The 15,859-nt window shown below is 68.7% G+C and carries 20 protein-coding genes, 1 tRNA gene and 1 pseudogene; 11 read left to right on the top strand and 11 right to left on the bottom strand.

The window, feature by feature from the left end; translation table 11 throughout:
* Both ACZ7M2_RS21790 and ACZ7M2_RS21785 read left to right on the top strand, forming a co-directional pair.
* The gene (locus ACZ7M2_RS21790; RefSeq protein WP_471596647.1) at positions 1-495 is read left to right on the top strand and encodes a hypothetical protein; all 495 of its coding nucleotides are present in this window, start codon (positions 1-3) and stop codon (positions 493-495) included.
* 330 nt (positions 496-825) lie between these two features.
* Positions 826-1,047, top strand: a complete 222-nt coding sequence (locus ACZ7M2_RS21785) for a hypothetical protein (protein ID WP_471596646.1) — start codon at positions 826-828, stop codon at positions 1,045-1,047.
* Between the two features lie 114 nt (positions 1,048-1,161).
* Here the strand turns inward: ACZ7M2_RS21785 and ACZ7M2_RS21780 are convergent, their stop codons facing one another.
* Complete coding sequence (locus tag ACZ7M2_RS21780) at positions 1,162-1,701, bottom strand: HAD domain-containing protein (RefSeq protein ID WP_471596645.1); 540 nt, start codon at positions 1,699-1,701, stop codon at positions 1,162-1,164.
* Positions 1,702-1,724: 23 nt separating this feature from the next.
* The gene (locus tag ACZ7M2_RS21775; RefSeq protein WP_471596644.1) at positions 1,725-2,624 is read right to left on the bottom strand and encodes a LysR substrate-binding domain-containing protein; all 900 of its coding nucleotides are present in this window, start codon (positions 2,622-2,624) and stop codon (positions 1,725-1,727) included.
* A 147-nt stretch (positions 2,625-2,771) separates the two neighbouring features.
* On the opposite strand from ACZ7M2_RS21775, the gene ACZ7M2_RS21770 reads away from it, so the two are divergent.
* Together ACZ7M2_RS21770 and ACZ7M2_RS21765 are read left to right on the top strand one after the other, a co-directional pair.
* A complete protein-coding gene (locus ACZ7M2_RS21770) occupies positions 2,772-3,782 on the top strand; it encodes an aldo/keto reductase (protein WP_471596643.1) in 1,011 nt (336 codons plus the stop codon).
* Between the two features lie 29 nt (positions 3,783-3,811).
* A complete protein-coding gene (locus ACZ7M2_RS21765) occupies positions 3,812-4,225 on the top strand; it encodes an SRPBCC family protein (protein ID WP_471596642.1) in 414 nt (137 codons plus the stop codon).
* Between the two features lie 254 nt (positions 4,226-4,479).
* On the opposite strand, the gene ACZ7M2_RS21760 is transcribed toward ACZ7M2_RS21765, so the two are convergent.
* Positions 4,480-5,220 (bottom strand): SDR family NAD(P)-dependent oxidoreductase, encoded by a 741-nt coding sequence (locus tag ACZ7M2_RS21760; protein ID WP_471596641.1) that lies wholly within the window; start codon positions 5,218-5,220, stop codon positions 4,480-4,482.
* Here ACZ7M2_RS21760 and ACZ7M2_RS21755 point away from each other — a divergent pair.
* Positions 5,219-5,362: a hypothetical protein gene (locus tag ACZ7M2_RS21755; RefSeq protein ID WP_471596640.1), complete on the top strand. Its 144-nt coding sequence runs from the start codon at positions 5,219-5,221 to the stop codon at positions 5,360-5,362. The two genes, ACZ7M2_RS21760 and ACZ7M2_RS21755, sit on opposite strands and share 2 nt — an antisense overlap.
* Before the next feature lie 42 nt (positions 5,363-5,404).
* Positions 5,405-6,019 carry a dihydrofolate reductase family protein gene (locus ACZ7M2_RS21750; protein WP_471596639.1) on the top strand — a complete coding sequence of 205 codons (615 nt, stop codon included), beginning with the start codon at positions 5,405-5,407 and terminating at the stop codon, positions 6,017-6,019.
* Between the two features lie 63 nt (positions 6,020-6,082).
* Here ACZ7M2_RS21750 and ACZ7M2_RS21745 read toward each other — a convergent pair whose 3' ends face one another.
* On the bottom strand, positions 6,083-7,081 hold the full coding sequence (locus tag ACZ7M2_RS21745; RefSeq protein ID WP_471596638.1) for a trypsin-like serine peptidase: 999 nt from the start codon (positions 7,079-7,081) through the stop codon (positions 6,083-6,085).
* A gap of 326 nt (positions 7,082-7,407) precedes the next feature.
* Here ACZ7M2_RS21745 and ACZ7M2_RS21740 point away from each other — a divergent pair, with 326 nt between their 5' ends.
* Entirely contained in the window at positions 7,408-8,316 is a 909-nt protein-coding gene (locus ACZ7M2_RS21740) for a hypothetical protein (protein WP_471596637.1), read from the top strand.
* A gap of 541 nt (positions 8,317-8,857) precedes the next feature.
* Here ACZ7M2_RS21740 and ACZ7M2_RS21735 read toward each other — a convergent pair.
* From ACZ7M2_RS21735 to ACZ7M2_RS21720, 4 genes are all read right to left on the bottom strand, one after another.
* On the bottom strand, positions 8,858-9,055 hold the full coding sequence (locus ACZ7M2_RS21735) for an MmyB family transcriptional regulator (protein WP_471596636.1): 198 nt from the start codon (positions 9,053-9,055) through the stop codon (positions 8,858-8,860).
* A gap of 149 nt (positions 9,056-9,204) precedes the next feature.
* Entirely contained in the window at positions 9,205-9,603 is a 399-nt protein-coding gene (locus tag ACZ7M2_RS21730) for a VOC family protein (protein WP_471596635.1), read from the bottom strand.
* 271 nt (positions 9,604-9,874) lie between these two features.
* Positions 9,875-9,948: transfer RNA gene (locus ACZ7M2_RS21725), tRNA-Met, on the bottom strand.
* Positions 9,949-10,339: 391 nt separating this feature from the next.
* Complete coding sequence (locus ACZ7M2_RS21720; RefSeq protein ID WP_471596634.1) at positions 10,340-10,960, bottom strand: LysE family translocator; 621 nt, start codon at positions 10,958-10,960, stop codon at positions 10,340-10,342.
* Positions 10,961-11,190: 230 nt separating this feature from the next.
* Here ACZ7M2_RS21720 and ACZ7M2_RS21715 point away from each other — a divergent pair, with 230 nt between their 5' ends.
* The 4 genes and pseudogenes from ACZ7M2_RS21715 (at position 11,191) to ACZ7M2_RS21700 (ending at position 13,280) form a co-directional block, all read left to right on the top strand.
* Positions 11,191-11,400, top strand: a complete 210-nt coding sequence (locus ACZ7M2_RS21715; protein ID WP_075030206.1) for a hypothetical protein — start codon at positions 11,191-11,193, stop codon at positions 11,398-11,400.
* Positions 11,401-11,817: 417 nt separating this feature from the next.
* Positions 11,818-11,928 (top strand): annotated as a pseudogene (locus tag ACZ7M2_RS21710) (3-oxoacyl-ACP reductase); the annotation flags it as partial.
* A gap of 541 nt (positions 11,929-12,469) precedes the next feature.
* A complete protein-coding gene (locus ACZ7M2_RS21705) occupies positions 12,470-12,673 on the top strand; it encodes a cold-shock protein (protein ID WP_060899524.1) in 204 nt (67 codons plus the stop codon).
* Between the two features lie 103 nt (positions 12,674-12,776).
* On the top strand, positions 12,777-13,280 hold the full coding sequence (locus tag ACZ7M2_RS21700) for a hypothetical protein (protein WP_471596633.1): 504 nt from the start codon (positions 12,777-12,779) through the stop codon (positions 13,278-13,280).
* Positions 13,281-13,313: 33 nt separating this feature from the next.
* Here the strand turns inward: ACZ7M2_RS21700 and ACZ7M2_RS21695 are convergent, their stop codons facing one another.
* The 3 genes from ACZ7M2_RS21695 to ACZ7M2_RS21685 form a co-directional block, all read right to left on the bottom strand.
* On the bottom strand, positions 13,314-14,585 hold the full coding sequence (locus ACZ7M2_RS21695; protein WP_471596632.1) for an IS110 family RNA-guided transposase: 1,272 nt from the start codon (positions 14,583-14,585) through the stop codon (positions 13,314-13,316).
* Positions 14,586-14,880: 295 nt separating this feature from the next.
* Positions 14,881-15,165, bottom strand: coding sequence for a hypothetical protein (locus tag ACZ7M2_RS21690; protein ID WP_471596631.1), 285 nt, complete (start codon positions 15,163-15,165; stop codon positions 14,881-14,883).
* 26 nt (positions 15,166-15,191) lie between these two features.
* The gene (locus ACZ7M2_RS21685; protein ID WP_471596630.1) at positions 15,192-15,761 is read right to left on the bottom strand and encodes a hypothetical protein; all 570 of its coding nucleotides are present in this window, start codon (positions 15,759-15,761) and stop codon (positions 15,192-15,194) included.
* Positions 15,762-15,859: the final 98 nt, after the last annotated feature.

The following is a 15,859-nucleotide window of genomic DNA, read 5'->3' as shown; positions in this document are numbered from 1 at the left end:
ATGCCTCCGCGCCACACTGCCGACGAGAGTACGACGGGGCTGTCGCCGCGCGAGGGCGGCGGTGACTCCTGGCCCGGATCGACGGCGGTGGACGCCCGCTTCCTGGCCGAACTGGAGAGGGAGTTCGGCATCACGGACGCGGAGCTGACGAGCGGCCTGCTCCTGCCCGTGCTGGAGGACGTCAGCAGGGCCGCCGGCCAGTACGTCGGCACGGTCCGGAACTTCGACCTGGCCGCACTGATCGAACGGACACGGCCTGCCCGGCTGCGTACGGCGATGGCCGCTCAGTTGAGGCGACTGGCGGCGGAGACCCGGTTCGACGTGTACGACGAGGTGAGCGACGCGCCGGCCCGCACCGCCCGCGGCGAGACGGTCGGCCTCACCCTGGACAGCCTCCTTGACCTGCGTATTCGTACACTCACCGCCGAGGCATGGGCGGCCCGGCAGAGGGTGAGCGGGCAGCGCGCCTGGCGCGACGACGACCCCGTGGGGTGAGATCCCTGCCGATGCCGGCGCAGGACCGACTTGGCGAGGCTTGAGCGGGGCGCCTCTGCGGAGACGCCCCGCGGTCCTGCTGGACCCTTACTGATACGGGGATTGCGGTGGCCACGTGTGGGAACGGCCGCAGTCGGCGGTACCACAGCGAGCCGGACGGGGATGTTTGCGTGCCTGCCGGCCACTTCGGGCGTTGGGCCGGGCATGAAGATCACTCGCTTCGGACTCATCCTCGCAGCGGCGCTTTCCGTCGCTCCCCTTGCAGCCGCCGTGCCGGCCGACGCCGCGGCGCGCGGAGTCGATTCCCACTGCGGCAAGTACATCTGCGTCATGACCGCACATCACAACAAGTTCGTCCAGGACATCACCGTCTACACCAAGGACGGCCTGCGTGGGACCCTGCGTGCCTATTGGGGCGAATTCCGCTCACCTCGAGTCAGCGCCGCATCCCACAAGTGGACGGTGGGCTACGAGCAGTCCAACCGTCTCGTCTGCGGCGGCCTGGAGCGCGACCACCGCACCATCGAGGACAACATCTGCGTCACCATCTAACTAAGCGCCTGGGCGCGGGGTCGGGGCCACGGCGGGCCCGGCCCGGCGCCTCCGTCTGCTCGGACGCGACTCGTGGCGCGGGTGGTGCGTGCAGAGCCCGTTCTCTCCCCGCTCCTATCCCTGCTCCTGCTCCCGTTGCTGAGCCTGAGTACGCCGGTCTCGCAGCCAGTCGTCGATGACGACAAAGTCCGTATCGATCAGGCCGATCGTGGAATCGACACGATGGAGGAGCCCGTGCCCGCGATGGTGCGTCGACACCCATGCCTGATGGAGATCGGTGATCGAGTCGTCGACCCAGATGAACGGGCGTCCGGCCGCGGCTCGGACGACGGCTTGGGTCTTCCAGTTCAGCACGCCGACCTCGTACTCCTCCGGCGCGTCCGGCAAGTCGGCCACCGGAAGCTCAGGCAGCCCGAGCAGCGGACCTATCACCTCGTTGGTACTTTCCATCCATGCGGTGGCCCACATCAGAACGCAGGGCAGCGCCAGCAGACGCGGACCGTGTCCGAGGTCGATCTTCGCCAGCTGAGGATTCGATACGTCCTGCCACTCCTCCCATCCTCGAGGGGTCGAGGGGAGCCGCGCTCCGCCATAGGGCAGGAGCGTTCCATCGACGTCCAGGAAGAGAAGCGGGCGCTCTGCGTGGTCGGGCATGGCCGCACGGTATCGGGCAGGCCCTAGGCGGCGCTGCTGGCGCTCAGGACTGTGGCGCGGAACGATGTCACCAGGGGTCGTAGGTCGACTCGGTGCCATGCGGCCCACAGCTGGATGCATGTGTCGTGCCAGGGAAGCTCGCGCACCGCGACATCCTCGGTGGTGGCGTGCACCATGCTTTTCTGCACGAGTGCGAGTCCGAGCCCGGAGGCGACCAGGCCGAGCGCGGTCAGTGGCTCGGCAGCGTCGAGGCGGATGTCGGGGGTGAAGCCGGCTGCCGTGCAGGTGGCGACGAAGGTGTCCCGCCAGGCGGGGTCCTGGGCATTCTCGACTGCGATCCATGGCTGACCATCGAGGTCCCCGGGAGTCACCTTTTCCTGGTCGGCGAGTGGATGCCCCGCGGGCAGGGCCAGGAGCAGCGGGTCCTCGAGCAGGGGTGCGGCCAGTAGGTCAGGGTCATCCGCGGTCGGAGGTTCATGGACGAGCGCGATGTCGAGGCTGCGCTGCCGCAGGCCTTCGAACTGTTCGGTGGGCGGCAGGTTGTAGAGGGCGATGTGGATGCCGGGGCGTTCGTTGTGCAGAGCGCGTAGTGCGCCGGGCAGGATGCCGGTGTGCATGGCGTCGGCGACGTAGCCGATGCACAGTCCGCCCTCTTCTCCGCGGCCCAGCCGTCGGCCCAGGTTCTCCAGACGATCAGCATGCCGCAGTAGCGCACGGGCTTCGGCCAGGAAAACCTGGCCGTCCCGGGTGAGCCGGATTCTCTGCTGGCCGCGTTCGAACAGGGTGAGGCCCAGGTTCTGCTCGAGTTGCGCGATCTGCCGGCTGAGCGGTGACTGGGACATGTGCAGCCGCTCGGCGGCCTGGCCGACGTGTTCGGTCTCGGCGACGGCGACGAAGTAGCGGAGTTGCCGCAGGTCAAGCATGTCAGACCTCTAGGGACTCAAGTATGTCCAAGTAAGTCTTGGACAGTCTCAAGTCTAGATCCTAGCCTCGAACGTGTCAGACCGACGGATTGCGCGAACGGCGCATCAGGCATATCCGTCGCCACTTGTACAGCAAGGATCCGCACCATGGCCATCAAGTCCTTCCTGCCCGGCCGCCTGGGCTTCGGCACCGCACCGCTGGGCAACATGTTCCGGGCCATCCCCGACGAGGAGGCCGCGGCCACCGTGGACGCCGCCTGGGACAACGGCATCCGCTACTTCGACACCGCGCCCTTCTACGGCGCGGGCCTGTCCGAGATCCGGCTCGGTGAAGCCCTGGCCGGACGCCCCCGCGACGAGTTCGTCCTGAGCACGAAGGTCGGCCGCGTCATCCTCGACGAGATCGAGGATCCCGCCGCCCGCGACCTGGGCGAGAAGGGCGGACTGTTCGAACACGGACGCCCCAACAAGATCGTCAACGACTACTCGGCCGACGCCACGCTGCGCTCCATCGAGGACAGCCTCAAGCGACTGAAGACAGACCGCCTCGACATCGTGTGGGTGCACGATGTCGCGCAGGACTTCTACGGCGACGAGTGGCTGGCCGCTTACGAGACCGCCCGTACCGGCGCATTCCGGGTGCTGCAGAGGCTGCGCGGCGAAGGCGTGATCAGGGCCTGGGGCCTTGGGGTCAACCGGGTCGAGCCCCTGGAGCTGACGCTGGACCTCGACGAGCCGAAGCCGGACGCGTTCCTCCTCGCCGGCCGCTACACGCTGCTCGACCACGAGCGCGCCTTGCAGCGGCTGCTGCCGGCCGCGAAGGCCCAGAACGTCGACATCGTCGTCGGCGGACCGTACAGCTCCGGCATCCTGGCCGGCGGGCAGCACTTCGAGTACCAGAAGGCCCCCGCCCCGGTCATCGTCAAGGTGGAGCGCATCAAGGCACTCGCAGGCCAGCGCGGCGTCGGCATCAAGGCGGCAGCGCTGCAGTTCTCCCTTGCTCACCCCGCGGTCGCCGCCGCCATCCCCGGCGCCTCCCGGCCGAGCCGCATCGCAGAGGACGCCGCCGCACTCGGCGAGAGGGTCCCGGCGGCCTTCTGGACGGCTCTGCGCACGGAAGGGCTGATCGCTCAGGACGCCCCCGTACCCAGCGCCTGACCTCCACCTCACCTGTTCAGGAGACGACCATGGCCACCACGACCGCAACCATCGACATCCCCGTGCCCGCCGCGCGCGTCTGGCAGCTCATCGGCGGCTTCGACTCCCTGCCCGACTGGCTGCCCTACATTCCCGCGAGCACGCTCAGTGAGGGTGGTCGTGTCCGTAGCCTCGCGAACGAGGAAGGCGGCGTCATCGTCGAACGCCTCGAAGCGTTCGACAACCAGGCGCGCACGTACAGCTACTCCATTCTCCAGGCCCCGTTCCCTGTCACCGACTACCGCTCGACCCTCACCGTGCATGAAGTGTCCGGCGGGCAGAGCCGTGTGGAGTGGTCCGGCACCTTCACACCGGCAGGGACAAGCGACGACGAAGCGATCACCCTGTTCCATGGCATCTACGCCGAGGGCCTGGCCGCGCTGAAGAAGACTCTCGACGCGTGAACACGGACACGGGATGTCCTGGCGTGGGGCGCGGGCCCGCTTCATCGAAGGAAACAGAGAGGGTGAAACAACATGAGCGGACCTGCCAAGGTGTATCTGCTGTGGCACGTACACCACCAGGCCGAAGAAGACGGAACTCTGACCGTGCTAGCAACGGCCTCCGCATTGAGCCGAGTTGTCGGTGGGTGATGAGGCGGCAGGCCCGTTCGTGGCTGCGGCCGGCGAAGAGTTGGTGGTGGAGTGGAGCTCGTTCGTCACGCGGTGAAGCCGCCGTCGACGTGGATCGAGGCTCCGGTGATGTACGCGCCGTCCGCACTGGCCAGGTGGGCGACGGTGGCCGCAATCTCGGCCGCTTCCGCATAGCGGCCCACCGCGGTGAAGCCGGCGATCATCTCGGCATTCGGCCCGTCGGCGGGGTTGGTGTCCGTATCGGTGGGGCCGGGGTGCACGAGATTGACGGTGACTCCACGCGGACCGAGTTCCCGGGCCAGGCCCTTCGTCATCCCGACCAGAGCCGTCTTGCTCATCGAGTACAGCGCCAGTCCGGGAAAGACCGCACGCTCGGCGACATTGCTGCCGATGCTGATGATCCGGCCGCCCTGGTCCATATGACGCACTGCCGCCTGGGACGCTGCGAACGGCGCCCGGACGTTCACCGCCAGAGTGCGGTCGATCTCTGCCGGTCCCAGGTCTTCAAGTGGGCCGACGAGGAAGACCCCGGCGTTGTTGACCAGGATGTCGAGTCTGCCGAACGTCGCGGCGGCCTCGTCCACCGCGGCGGTGAGTGCCTCAGGGACCGCGCTGTCGGCTTGGACGGCAAGGGCCCGGCGCCCCCTGGCCTTGATCTGCTCCACGACCTCGCCGGCGCGTTCGGCGTTGTTCTCATAGGTCAGGACGAGGTCGGCGCCTTCTTCGGCCAGTCGTAATGCCACGGCGGCACCGATACCCCGGCTTCCGCCCGTGATCAAGGCCACGTTTCCTTCAAGTCGATTCATGACGTTGAGCATTGCCGACGCCAGTGCCGGAAGCTGGCGGGAATCCGACCTGGCGTTCAACCGCCGGGAAGGCACGCTCTGGTGGGCGGGTCTGTCGAGTGTCACCGGGCATGTCGAATACGCCGGCTCCCGATCGACGTGAGAGTAAAGGCAGCACATCCCAGGACTTCAGGAGCAACCCATCGTGACCGTAACCGCGGACATGGCCCTCTCCCTCGACGGGTGCATCGCCGGTACCAACGTCGCCATCGACAACCCGGGAGGCGACGGCGCCGAGCCGCTCTTCGAGTGGATCCACAACCTGGCGAGCTGGCGGCAGCGTCAGGGCATGACCGGCGGGGAGGAGAACCGCGACTCCGCGCTGATGCGCGAGTGGTTCGATGCCACCGGAGCGGTGGTCATGGGGCGGATGATGTACGACACGGGCGAGGAGTTCTGGGGTGACAACCCGCCGTTCAGGGCCCCGGTCTTCGTGCTCACGCACCGTCCCCGGCCGGCCCTGGTCAAGGAGGGCGGCACCACCTTCACCTTCGTCACCGACGGCATCCACAGCGCCCTCGACCAGGCGAAGGCCGCCGCCGGGGACCGGAACGTCGACATCGCGGGCGGGGCGAGCACGGTGCAGCAGTACCTCAGGGAGGGGCTCATCGACGAGCTTCAGCTGCACGTGGTGCCCGTGCTCCTCGGAGAGGGTCTGCGGCTCTTCGAGGGACTGGGCGCCGGGCGGCAGAACCTTGAGCCGGTCAGGGTGGTCGACACACCCCTTGCCACCCACCTGAAGTACCGCTTCGTGAAGTGATCCGGCACGGTCAGTGGATGACGAGATCGTCGATGGCCCCGTTTCCGGTGCAGTTGCCGGTGGTCATCGCCAGTTCGTGCGTCCAGGTGCCCGCCGGGCCGGGCAGAACCGGGCGTCCGTCGACGGTTGGTAGGGCGGTCTCGCGCCCACCGTGCGATGGGCGGCGGCGTCGTTGAACAGGTTCTTGGCGTCCTTGCCGTAGATGGGCGCGTACGTCACCCAGTCGTCGTTGGCGTCGTTGCCACCTCCGTTGTACCCGCCGGTGTTGCCGACGACCTTGCCGGTACCGGTGGCGCGGTTGTAGTCCTCGATCCAGGGGCCGCCGGAGACCCCTCCGTAGAAGCCGGTGCAGGTCATGCGCACCTGCCGGTAACCGGGCAGGCGCGAGGTGGTGACGGGGCAGCGGATCGCCTGGTGCCTCACATTGACACTCTCGGAGCTGGGATACCCGATCACCGTGACCTTGTGGGTGTATTTGGTGGTGGGAGTGAACGTCAGAGCGCCCGTCACGTCCTCCACTTTGCCCCGGCTGTTGGGATCGACCTGCGCGAAGGCCAGGTCCAGGTCGGAGGTGGGCTTCTTGGTGTTGGCCACGTAGCGCGGATCGATGTACATCTGCGACACCGCGAAAACGCCGCGCGGCTGGTTCGCGGCGGACAGCCCGTCGCGGTACTGCGGCACGAAGATGCGGTGGGTGGCCCTCTGCAGACCGCGGCCGCAGTGCCCGGCGGTCAGGACGATGTCATGGGCGGCCGTGTGCACCACGCTGCCCGTGCAGTACGTGCTCTTGCCGCCCAAGGGCTTTCCGTCGTAGAAGAACGTGCCCACCATCGGGTGGCCGCCGAAGTGCTCGGGACGGGGCGTGCCGGCCGGCGGCCTGCTGCGCGTTCCGATGTGAGGCGCCGACGCCAGAGGGGCCCGGCCGGGTGCGCTGTCGAGCGGCACCGCGTTGTCCATGCGGTTGGCTGTCCAGTACTTCTCCTCCTCGCTCAGGCCGGGGCCGCCGGAGGAGGCCGGGGAGACAGGCGGGTGGCTGGGCTGCGCGGATGTCGGCGTCGCCAAGGGGACAGGCGACACTGCCGCCGCCCCGGGACCTGTCGGACGGGCCGTCGGTGCAGCGAGGACCGACGGCACCGGAGTACGGGACGGCACCGGAGTGCCGGTGGCGGCAAGCGACTGGCTCGTGCCGAGTATGCCCGCGCACAGACCCAGCGCCAGGGCCGGAATCCATCTGGAACTGGAACTCAACGAGGTGTCTTTCCGTCTTGGAGGAAGCCGAACGGCGGGCGATACAGATCCACATAATCGCACACGTGTTCGGCGTGACGGTTGTTAGCGTAGCGTCACATGCGGTTTGACGTGGCGTCATAAGGCAGACAGGCGAGGCAATGGACCGATTCCACACCGCCGCGGTGGTGGCACTGCCGCTCCTCCTGCCCCTCCTGGCCGCCGGCCCGGCCTCCGCCGCCGAACCGGCACCGCTGCCGCTCGGCAGCGTCCGGTCCGTGCATCCCGGCGACACGCTGGACGTCACCGCAGCGAGCGGACAGGCTGTGAACGGCGACACCATTACCTCCCCGGTATTGCTGAAGGCCGGGCGGATGCGGATGACGGCACCCCGGCTGACGGCCGCCGTCACCATCGCCTGCGACGCCCGGCCCGGCACCTACCCGGTCGCGCTGACCAGTGCCGGAGCCTCACGCCCGGCCGAGCACGCGGCCCCGTGGGCACACGTACGCGTTGAACCGGACGACGAGGCCGCGCGTCGCGCCTGTCGGGACAAGGTCAAGAAGATGCCCCCGCCCGACCGGGAGGAACACTGGGCGGCGAACACCACCTGGCCCCAGTCGGAATGGGATGTCAGGTCCTTCCGTGCCGGCATCCGCATCACGATCACCGACAACGACGACGAGGGACTGGACGGGGTCATCGCCCTCTCGTCCCCCGCCTTCGCCGACCGGCCCGTTCTGCGCGGCGCTCGAGCGGTCCTGACCGCCACCGCCACCCTCAGATGCGACGCTACGCCCGGCCTCTACCCCGTCTACCGGCACACTCCCGACCTGGACAAGAACCACCCGAACCAGCCCTGGGCCCGGCTGCGCGTCGCCCCCGCCTCCAGAACAACCACCTGCCCCGCGCAGCAGGCGGCGCATCCCTCCGGGGGATTCCGCACCGAAGTGGTGGCCTGGGCCGCGGGTGCCGTACTACTCGCTGCTGCGGGCACGGCGCTCCTCCTCAAGCGCTTCCGGTCCCGCCGTGTGAACATCCCGGGGACACCGCCACACTCAAGCAGCTGACGCCGCAACAGATGTCGGCCTCGGAAGCGGGTTCGCAGACTCTGGCGGCAGCTTGACGTCGGGCGGGCCCCAGCTCATCGCGCCGACTGCGGCGGCGCTGGCGCATCGTGACCCGGCGGCCGCGTTCGTTGGTTGCGGAGCAGCGGACGAAGTACGCCTGTAGGACACGCTGTTCGGCCCTGTCGCGAACCAGCGTCAGATCCACCGCCACTCGGTCTCACGAGCGTGGCATTTCTCTGTGATCTCGGCCGACCGGACGGAGTCGGCTGTGACTGTGAGCGGTATGTGGAACCACTCGTGTTGTGCAGTTAAGACCCTGGTTCCTGCATGACCGACGAACCTCCGGATCGGGTCCAACTGCGCATGAGACCGGTTTGTTCGTCGAGATGCGGGACGGTGCGGGCACAGCCCGGCGAGAACGCCGTCACGAGAGTGTCGACTCCCGGTGCGCTGGACGGGTCCAGGCCGATTGCTCAGGCCTCGTCGACAGTGGGAACCGCCCGTTGCTGATCGCGGGTGGACAGTTCACCGATCAGGGCGGTCAGGTCCGTGTCGAAGGGATTCCGGCCGGCCTGGGTGTGCGGCAGGGCCACGGCGTCGTCCGCGTCGTGGTGTCGTGGGGCGGCGCGAACAAGGCTCGGCCTAGTGCGTTGCTCGCCAGTACGTCCGTGCGGCCGTTGATCACCAGTGCCGGGGTGTCGGTCATCGCGTCGAGGAGCCGCTGAACGTTGGGGCGCACTCCCTGCGGGGCTGCCGGTCTGCGGCGTCGGCGCGGACTTGTTCCGGCGGCGCGGGCCAGGTCGTAGAGGTGAGCGGTGGTGACGTTCAGTAGTTGATGACTGACAGAGGCACACGATCTTCCGTTGGGATTTCTGTGCCGTACCTCTGTCACTCCTGCAGGTTCAGCTGCCAGGAGACGCCGAAGCGGTCGTTCACCCAGCCGAACTTGGCACTGAAGCCGTACGAGCCCAGCGGCATCAGCTCCGTGCCCTGTCCGGCGAGGGCACCATAGAGGCGGTCGAGCTCGGCCTCGGTGTCGCACTCGACGAAGAGCGACACCGCCGGGGTGAACCCGAAGGCGTGCTTGACGTGGCTGTCGATGCACATGAACCGCTGTCCGGCGAGCGAGAACGTGGCGCGCTGGACCGTGCCCGCCTCGCCGGGGCCGTCGGCGCCGTAGCGGGAGATGTCGATGATCTCGGCGTCGTCGAACAACGACATATAGAAGGTCAGCGCCTCCTCCGCCCTGCCCTCGAACATGAGGAAAGTGGTGATCTTCTGTGGCATCGAGGCCATGGTGCTGCCCTCCGGTTACAGGCGTTGGTCCTTCGAGGACGAGGCTAGGACCTGCCACCCACCGTGACCAACCGCACGGAGGGAAGGCCCCTCAGTGCTGCGGAACATCCCGTGTGTTGTGTCCGCGGTGAGCTCGCAGCCGTACCTGGCCCGCGCACCCGTTTCGCAGTAGGACGTGCGACGCGTGTGTGGCAATGCCGCGCGTCCTGGGGCTGGACACGCCTGAGGGGCCCGCACATCGTGCCGGCCCCTCAGACATCAGTAGCGGGGACAGGATTTGAACCTGCGACCTCTGGGTTATGAGCCCAGCGAGCTACCGAGCTGCTCCACCCCGCGTCGGATTCCTCCACCCTACGCCAATTATCCCGGCCCCGAGACCATGATCGCCGTGGACCAGTCGGCTTACCGAGGTCGGCTGTATCTGACGTAGGAGCGGATGGGGTCGGCGGCGTACGGGCTGTGGCTGCACCGGATGACGGGCTCCGCCGCGGAGGCCAACCGCTTCGGCCGAGCTGTCCCACGCTGCCGCGCCGCCTCCTTCGATTCTCGGAGCAGGACGGCGCCCCACCTGTTGGCGTCCGGACAGGAGGCCCACATCTTGCAGCGGAGCCCGGGCACTTCGGCGAACGCGGGCACCGACTCCTCGCGCTGATGGGCACGCAGGGATTCGACGGTCCGGCCGGAAGCGGACAGGTCGAGCGGACGGGACAGGACCGGCTTCGACTGCCTACGACTCGACCGCCAGGCGCAGCCCCAGCCCGACCAGGACGGCTCCGGAAATCTGCTCCATCCGGCGCTGAATCGACCGCCGCCGGAGCACACCGCGGACCCGTCCCGCCAGCCAGATCAGCGGAAGGTACCAGAACAGGTCGATCACGGCCCAGATCACCGAGAAGGCGAGCAAGGTCGGCAGTACGGGAGCTCCCTGCGGCACGAACTGCGGCAGGAAGGACACGGCGAACACGCCCGCCTTGGGATTGGCGAAGTTGGTGACCAACCCCTGCCAGTACGCCCTCCGGTGCGATACCGCCGCCGTTTCCGCCGGTTCCTCACCCGGCCCGCCAGGCCGCCGCGCCCGCCACAACGCGCGCGCCCCCATCCACACCAGGAGCGCGGCGCCGAAGATCCGCATCGCGTCGTAGGCGACCTGCGAGGCCAGCAGGAGGGCGGAGAGCCCCAACGCCGCCGCGAGGCCCCACAGCAGCACCCCGCACTCATTGCCCAGGACCGTGGCGATGCCGCTTCTGCGGCCATTCATCACCGCACGGCGCAGGATCACGGCCGTACTCGGCCCCGGGACCATCGCGATCAGAAAAGCCGCACCGGCGAACGCAATCACGGAACTCATCATTGGGTCAGCCTGCCGAGCGATCGGGTACGTCACAACCCAGTGCGATGAGGACGCGGGCGTCGTCCAGGTCGTTGGCGTAGGGATCGTGTTCCTTGGCCGTCCAGGTGAAGGCCCGCTGTCCTGGACACCTGACGTTGCTGTGCCGTCAAGTCAGTTGCGTTTGTGCCGTGTAGCGTGGCCCGTCCATTCGAACGGGCGGGGGAGCATTGGTCGACGTGGTGCGTGTCATGGAGGCGCTGGCAGAGCAGGGCGTCACGGTGCTGTTCAAGGCGGATGCGGAGCGCATGCGTGACGGAGTGCGGCCGTGGACCTTCGTTGCGAACGGTCTCCCCTTCCACGAAGACCTGCTCGTGCGTACTGATGCCGCCTCGGTGGAAGCCTGCCTGAAAGTCTGCCTGCCGCAGCTGCGTGCCCGCGGTCTGGTCATCCCTGAGTAAGGGCGACTCGCCGGCCGTGTTCTCTGCGGCGGCTGATTCTCCAGAGGCGGCCGGTGTGGTTGAGCCGGTCGTTCTTCACCCAGGAGCACCTGGAAGCGCATCCTCACCCGAGTTCGGACCGGGGCCGATAAGCAGGGCCTGATCCCCCGGGACGTGACCGTGCTTCACAGTCACCCGTGCCCACCGGCACGCAGCCGGGGCTCGAAAAGGGGCCCTGGAGGCGGGACAGCCCCGGACAGCATCAGCGCCGTCCAGCTCCACCAGGCGGTGCCCGGTGGCAACTTCTGCGTCGCGCGGCTCGCGTGCATTCTGAAGAACACCATCGCCCATGTCGTCCAGCCGCGTTCGACGATGGCGCACCTGGTGCGAGCACGGCCCCGGGTCTACCGCGTCCTCGCGGTGGTCGGCCGCAGGTCACCCTCGAGTGTCGAGGAGAGTGTCCAGCTGTTGGTGGACGTCCTGCTGTCCAGGCTGGGCACGCCCGGTCTGGCGTATCTGGACGGCTCGGGTCGGACCGTGCCCTGGTAAGCCTCGCAAACCGACCATTGCGGACGACCTGACGGCCATCGGGGGCCTTGTCACTCGCCATGCAGGCCGATCACGTGCGCCTCGTACAGGCGGACTTCGACGCGGCGGCGTGGCCCGACCTCGGTACGCCGGATCTGGAGTGGGCATCGCATCGGCTTCCATGCCCCACATGTCCGACCCCGACCCCGACCCCGACCCGACCCCGACCCGACCCAGACCCCGACCGCACTCTGCGCCAGGTCCACGACCTCCTGCCCAGCGGGCTGTTCGCCGCTGTAGTGCATCCTGGACCTGCGCCGGCCACTCGGCTCGCAGTGCGCCGGCCATGGGTCTGCGGCGGGGTTCCGTGCGACCCGTGCGGATCATGACTGTTGCTCTCTGGCGGTGAGCAGTTTCGCCGTGTAGCGTCGCTCTCAGATGTCGTGGTTCGCAGTATCTGCCCGCGCTCCGGCGTGGGCGCTTTGCTGTGCAGTGCAGGACCAGGGCGATCACCTCCGGGTCCGCGCGGTGCGGAACCCGATATCGACTGGAAGGCACCAGCATGGCCAGCGGAACCGTCAAGTGGTTCAACGCAGAAAAGGGCTTCGGCTTCATCTCCCAGGACGGTGGCGGACCTGACGTGTTCGCGCACTACTCCAACATCAACGCCAGCGGTTTCCGCGAGCTCCAGGAAGGCCAGGCGGTGACCTTCGACGTCACCCAGGGCCAGAAGGGCCCGCAGGCGGAGAACATCACGCCCGCCTGACCTCGCGGTCAGGACGTATGTCAGGGTCCCGGAGCACGTGCTCCGGGACCCTGGTGTGGCTCTTACGGTTACTTGCCGATCCGCGCGGGTCCGCCGGGACGCGGTGAACACACCCCGCCTGGTTTCCTCGGTCCGGTCCTGTGCATGCTTCGAGCCCGCCGAGCACCGGCGCTTCGCCCGCTACTCGCAGGCCCTCGAGGCCGTCGCCGAGGCAGACGAGGCCGACCTGGTGGCTGCCGTCCTGCGTGACCAGGACACGACGATGGCGGACAGCGCAGTGGGCCGCCATCTGGATCGACGGGCTGCCGATTTGCTGACCGGTCCTGCGTTCACGGCGTGGGCCCGGGCCATGACCGGGGTGATCGTGGATCGCGACTTTCTCACCCTCCGTCTGCGCGAGTGGACCCTGCTCAGAACTATCGCCCTGGGCGAGCCGTGGACCGCGGAGGATCTGAGCAGCGCATCCGACTGGTTCCAGCGCAGGGCCACAACCATGCAGATCGTGGCCTCGCCCGCGGCCCTCAGGCTGCTGGCCGAACGCGGACGAACCCGCCGCGTACGCGTCGCAGCGAGCCGTCAGCTGCAACACCGGGATCAGCCCAATTGACGTGATCCACAGACATCCGAGCTTCGTAAGAAGTCAAGTAGCGGCAGGTCCGGTCACCGTTGTGAGCGCCGGAAACGCCTTAGCGGGGTCGAACTTCTGGCCGGTGGCCAGGCAGTGATGCAGGCAGCCCAGGAGCCGGTTGAACGGATTCCGCATCGCGGCGGTGTGTCTGTCCGCGCGGGCTCTGCGCCGGTCGTAGTGCTCCTTGACCTGCGGTACCGGCAGCGCCCCGAAGATCCAGACATAGCCAGCGGCGGCCAGGCGCTGGTTCTTCACGCGCCGGTGGTGGACGGCGTGGCTCTTTCCGCTGGCGATGGTGATCGGTGCGGCTCCGGCGTATGCCTTGAGCGCGCGTGCGTCGCGGAAGCGGGAGCGGTCATCGCCGATCTCACCGAGGACGCGGGCGCCGGTGAGCGGTCCGATTCCCGGGAAGCTGCTGAGGACCTCGGAGTCGGGATGCTGAGCGAACGCCTCGGCCGCCGCGGCGGCGAGGTCGTCAGCAGCCCGACATGCGGCATCCAACTGATTTACCAGCGCCATGGTTTGGCGTCCCATGGCCTGCTCGACCAGGGGCAGCTGGTGGAGGCAGTCGCCGGTGAAAACTGTCCGTAGCCGTTCGGCCCAGGTGTTGATGTTGCGTTGCCGTCCGGACTTGCGCAGCAGGGATCGCAGCTGGGCGCCGGTCAGTCTCGCGGCCGTCGTGGGGTCCGGCGCCGCAGTGAGTACGGCCCGCGCCTCTCGGGAGTCCAGGCCGATGCCTCGGACCTGGAAGGCCGCCAGTGCGGCCGGGAAGTACTGCTTGAGGTGGGAGCGGAGCTGGTTGTTCAGCTGGGCCCGGTTCCACACGGCGTCCTGCTGGGCTCGTGCGAGGACCGAGATGGCCTGGGCCAGTTCGGAATCGGCCGGCAGCGGCCGGTGAACGTCGGCGTCCGTGCGCAGGATGTTGGCCAGTGCAACGGCGTCGGCGTGATCGGACTTCGCCCGGGCGACGCGATACCGCTCGCGGTATCGCGCCACGGCCATCGGGTTGATCGAGTACACCTTCCTGCCGGTGGCGCGCAGGCATGCGAACAACAGGCCGCGTGCGGTCTCGACGGCGACGGGGATGGGGTTCTGTGGGGTGTCCCCGGCGTCGGCCAACAGGCCGAGCAGCTGCTGGTAGCCCTCGGCATCGTCGTTGATATGCCGCTTGGCGACGAGCTGTCCGGTCTCGTCGACCAGGGCCACGTCGTGATGGTTCTCTGCCCAGTCGATTCCGCAGGTGATTTTCAACCCTGCCCCTCTCTCCCGGTGTTCGCCCAGCATGTGAGCCTGTGCGGGGACACGCAGCGACCTAATAGGAGGGCTCAGTGGCCCGACATCCGATTAGCTGTTCGTGGCCCCAGCTGGCCGCACGGCCCCGGTCTTCGGACAGAGCTCCATGGCTCGCGTGTTGAGGAGCGGGTGGTCGAACGGACGGCTCGGGTCACGATCATGAATGCCCCGGTGCAAGTGATCGATGCTCACTCGCACGAGTGCACGGCGACGGAGCCCTCTGCCTGTGGACAGGAGTCAGTGCTCGGAGTCTTGACTAGGAGTCATCCGACGCCGTGCGCTGCTATTAGGTCTCGACGATTCCTCGTGCCGGTGCAGAGCGGCCCTCGGGGAGGCGCTCACCGTCCCGATGCGGCGGGGCGAGGCCACGCTCGGACGGCCTTGCGACGGCGGACAGCCGGCGCAGGTGGTCGGTGGTCAAGGTGGCGACACCGAGGGCCTCCAGGGCGTCGCAGGCACCTGTCGGGTCGGCTTCCTGCTCGGCGGACCGCAGGACGGCCGCGGCGAGCGCCGTGCGGTCCAGCGAGGTGGGTTCCGCCACGGCCGTGAGGGCCAGTACCGCGGCCGGCACCTGCGCGGGATGGTCCAGCAGGGTCTTCAGGCGGGAGGCGAGCGGCCGCCCCGCCGGGCCGAGGAGTGCCGTCGTACGAGCGGCCCGCACCGCCGGCCACTGGGACCAGGAGTTCTGTTCGGCCCGGGCGAAGACCGGGCCACCGCCGCCATCGCCCTTGACAGCGCGCCTGGCGAACGCGCCGGAGCGGTCACGGTGTTGCGGGCGGCGGCCGGGGAGGGCTTGCTCCGGGCGGCGAAGGCCTTGTACGACCTCGTCGGCGTGCACGAGCCGTCCGCCGGACGCAGGAACCCGGCCGCGGCGTCGAGCGCCCGCGGCCGTCGTCCGAGCCCGCCTGCCAGGAACGGCGAGGCCTGGGTGGGCGCGACCGAGGCCTGGGCGGGCGCGACAAGGACGAGCGCGGCCAGTGCGCGGTCCGCGTGGTCATCCGCCTGCTCCGGGTTCCGGCCGACGAGCGGGGCCAGGACGTCCGCGGCCGCTGCGGCGGCGGTGCCCGGGCGGCCCAGCGGCGACGCCATCGCGACCACGGCCTCCTCGTCGACGGCCGCAGCGCGCAGGCCGGCCAGCAACCGCCGTGGCGCGCTGCGGGAGAGCATGCAGGCGCGGTCGGCCGTCCACACGGCCTCCGCCCCGCACCTCGCCCCGGCCGCCGCGCAGGACCACGTCGACCAGCGCGAACTCCGCCTCTCGGTCC

Source organism: Streptomyces sp. NPDC111507, from assembly GCF_055638955.1.
This window is presented reverse-complemented; position numbering and strand designations above follow the sequence as displayed.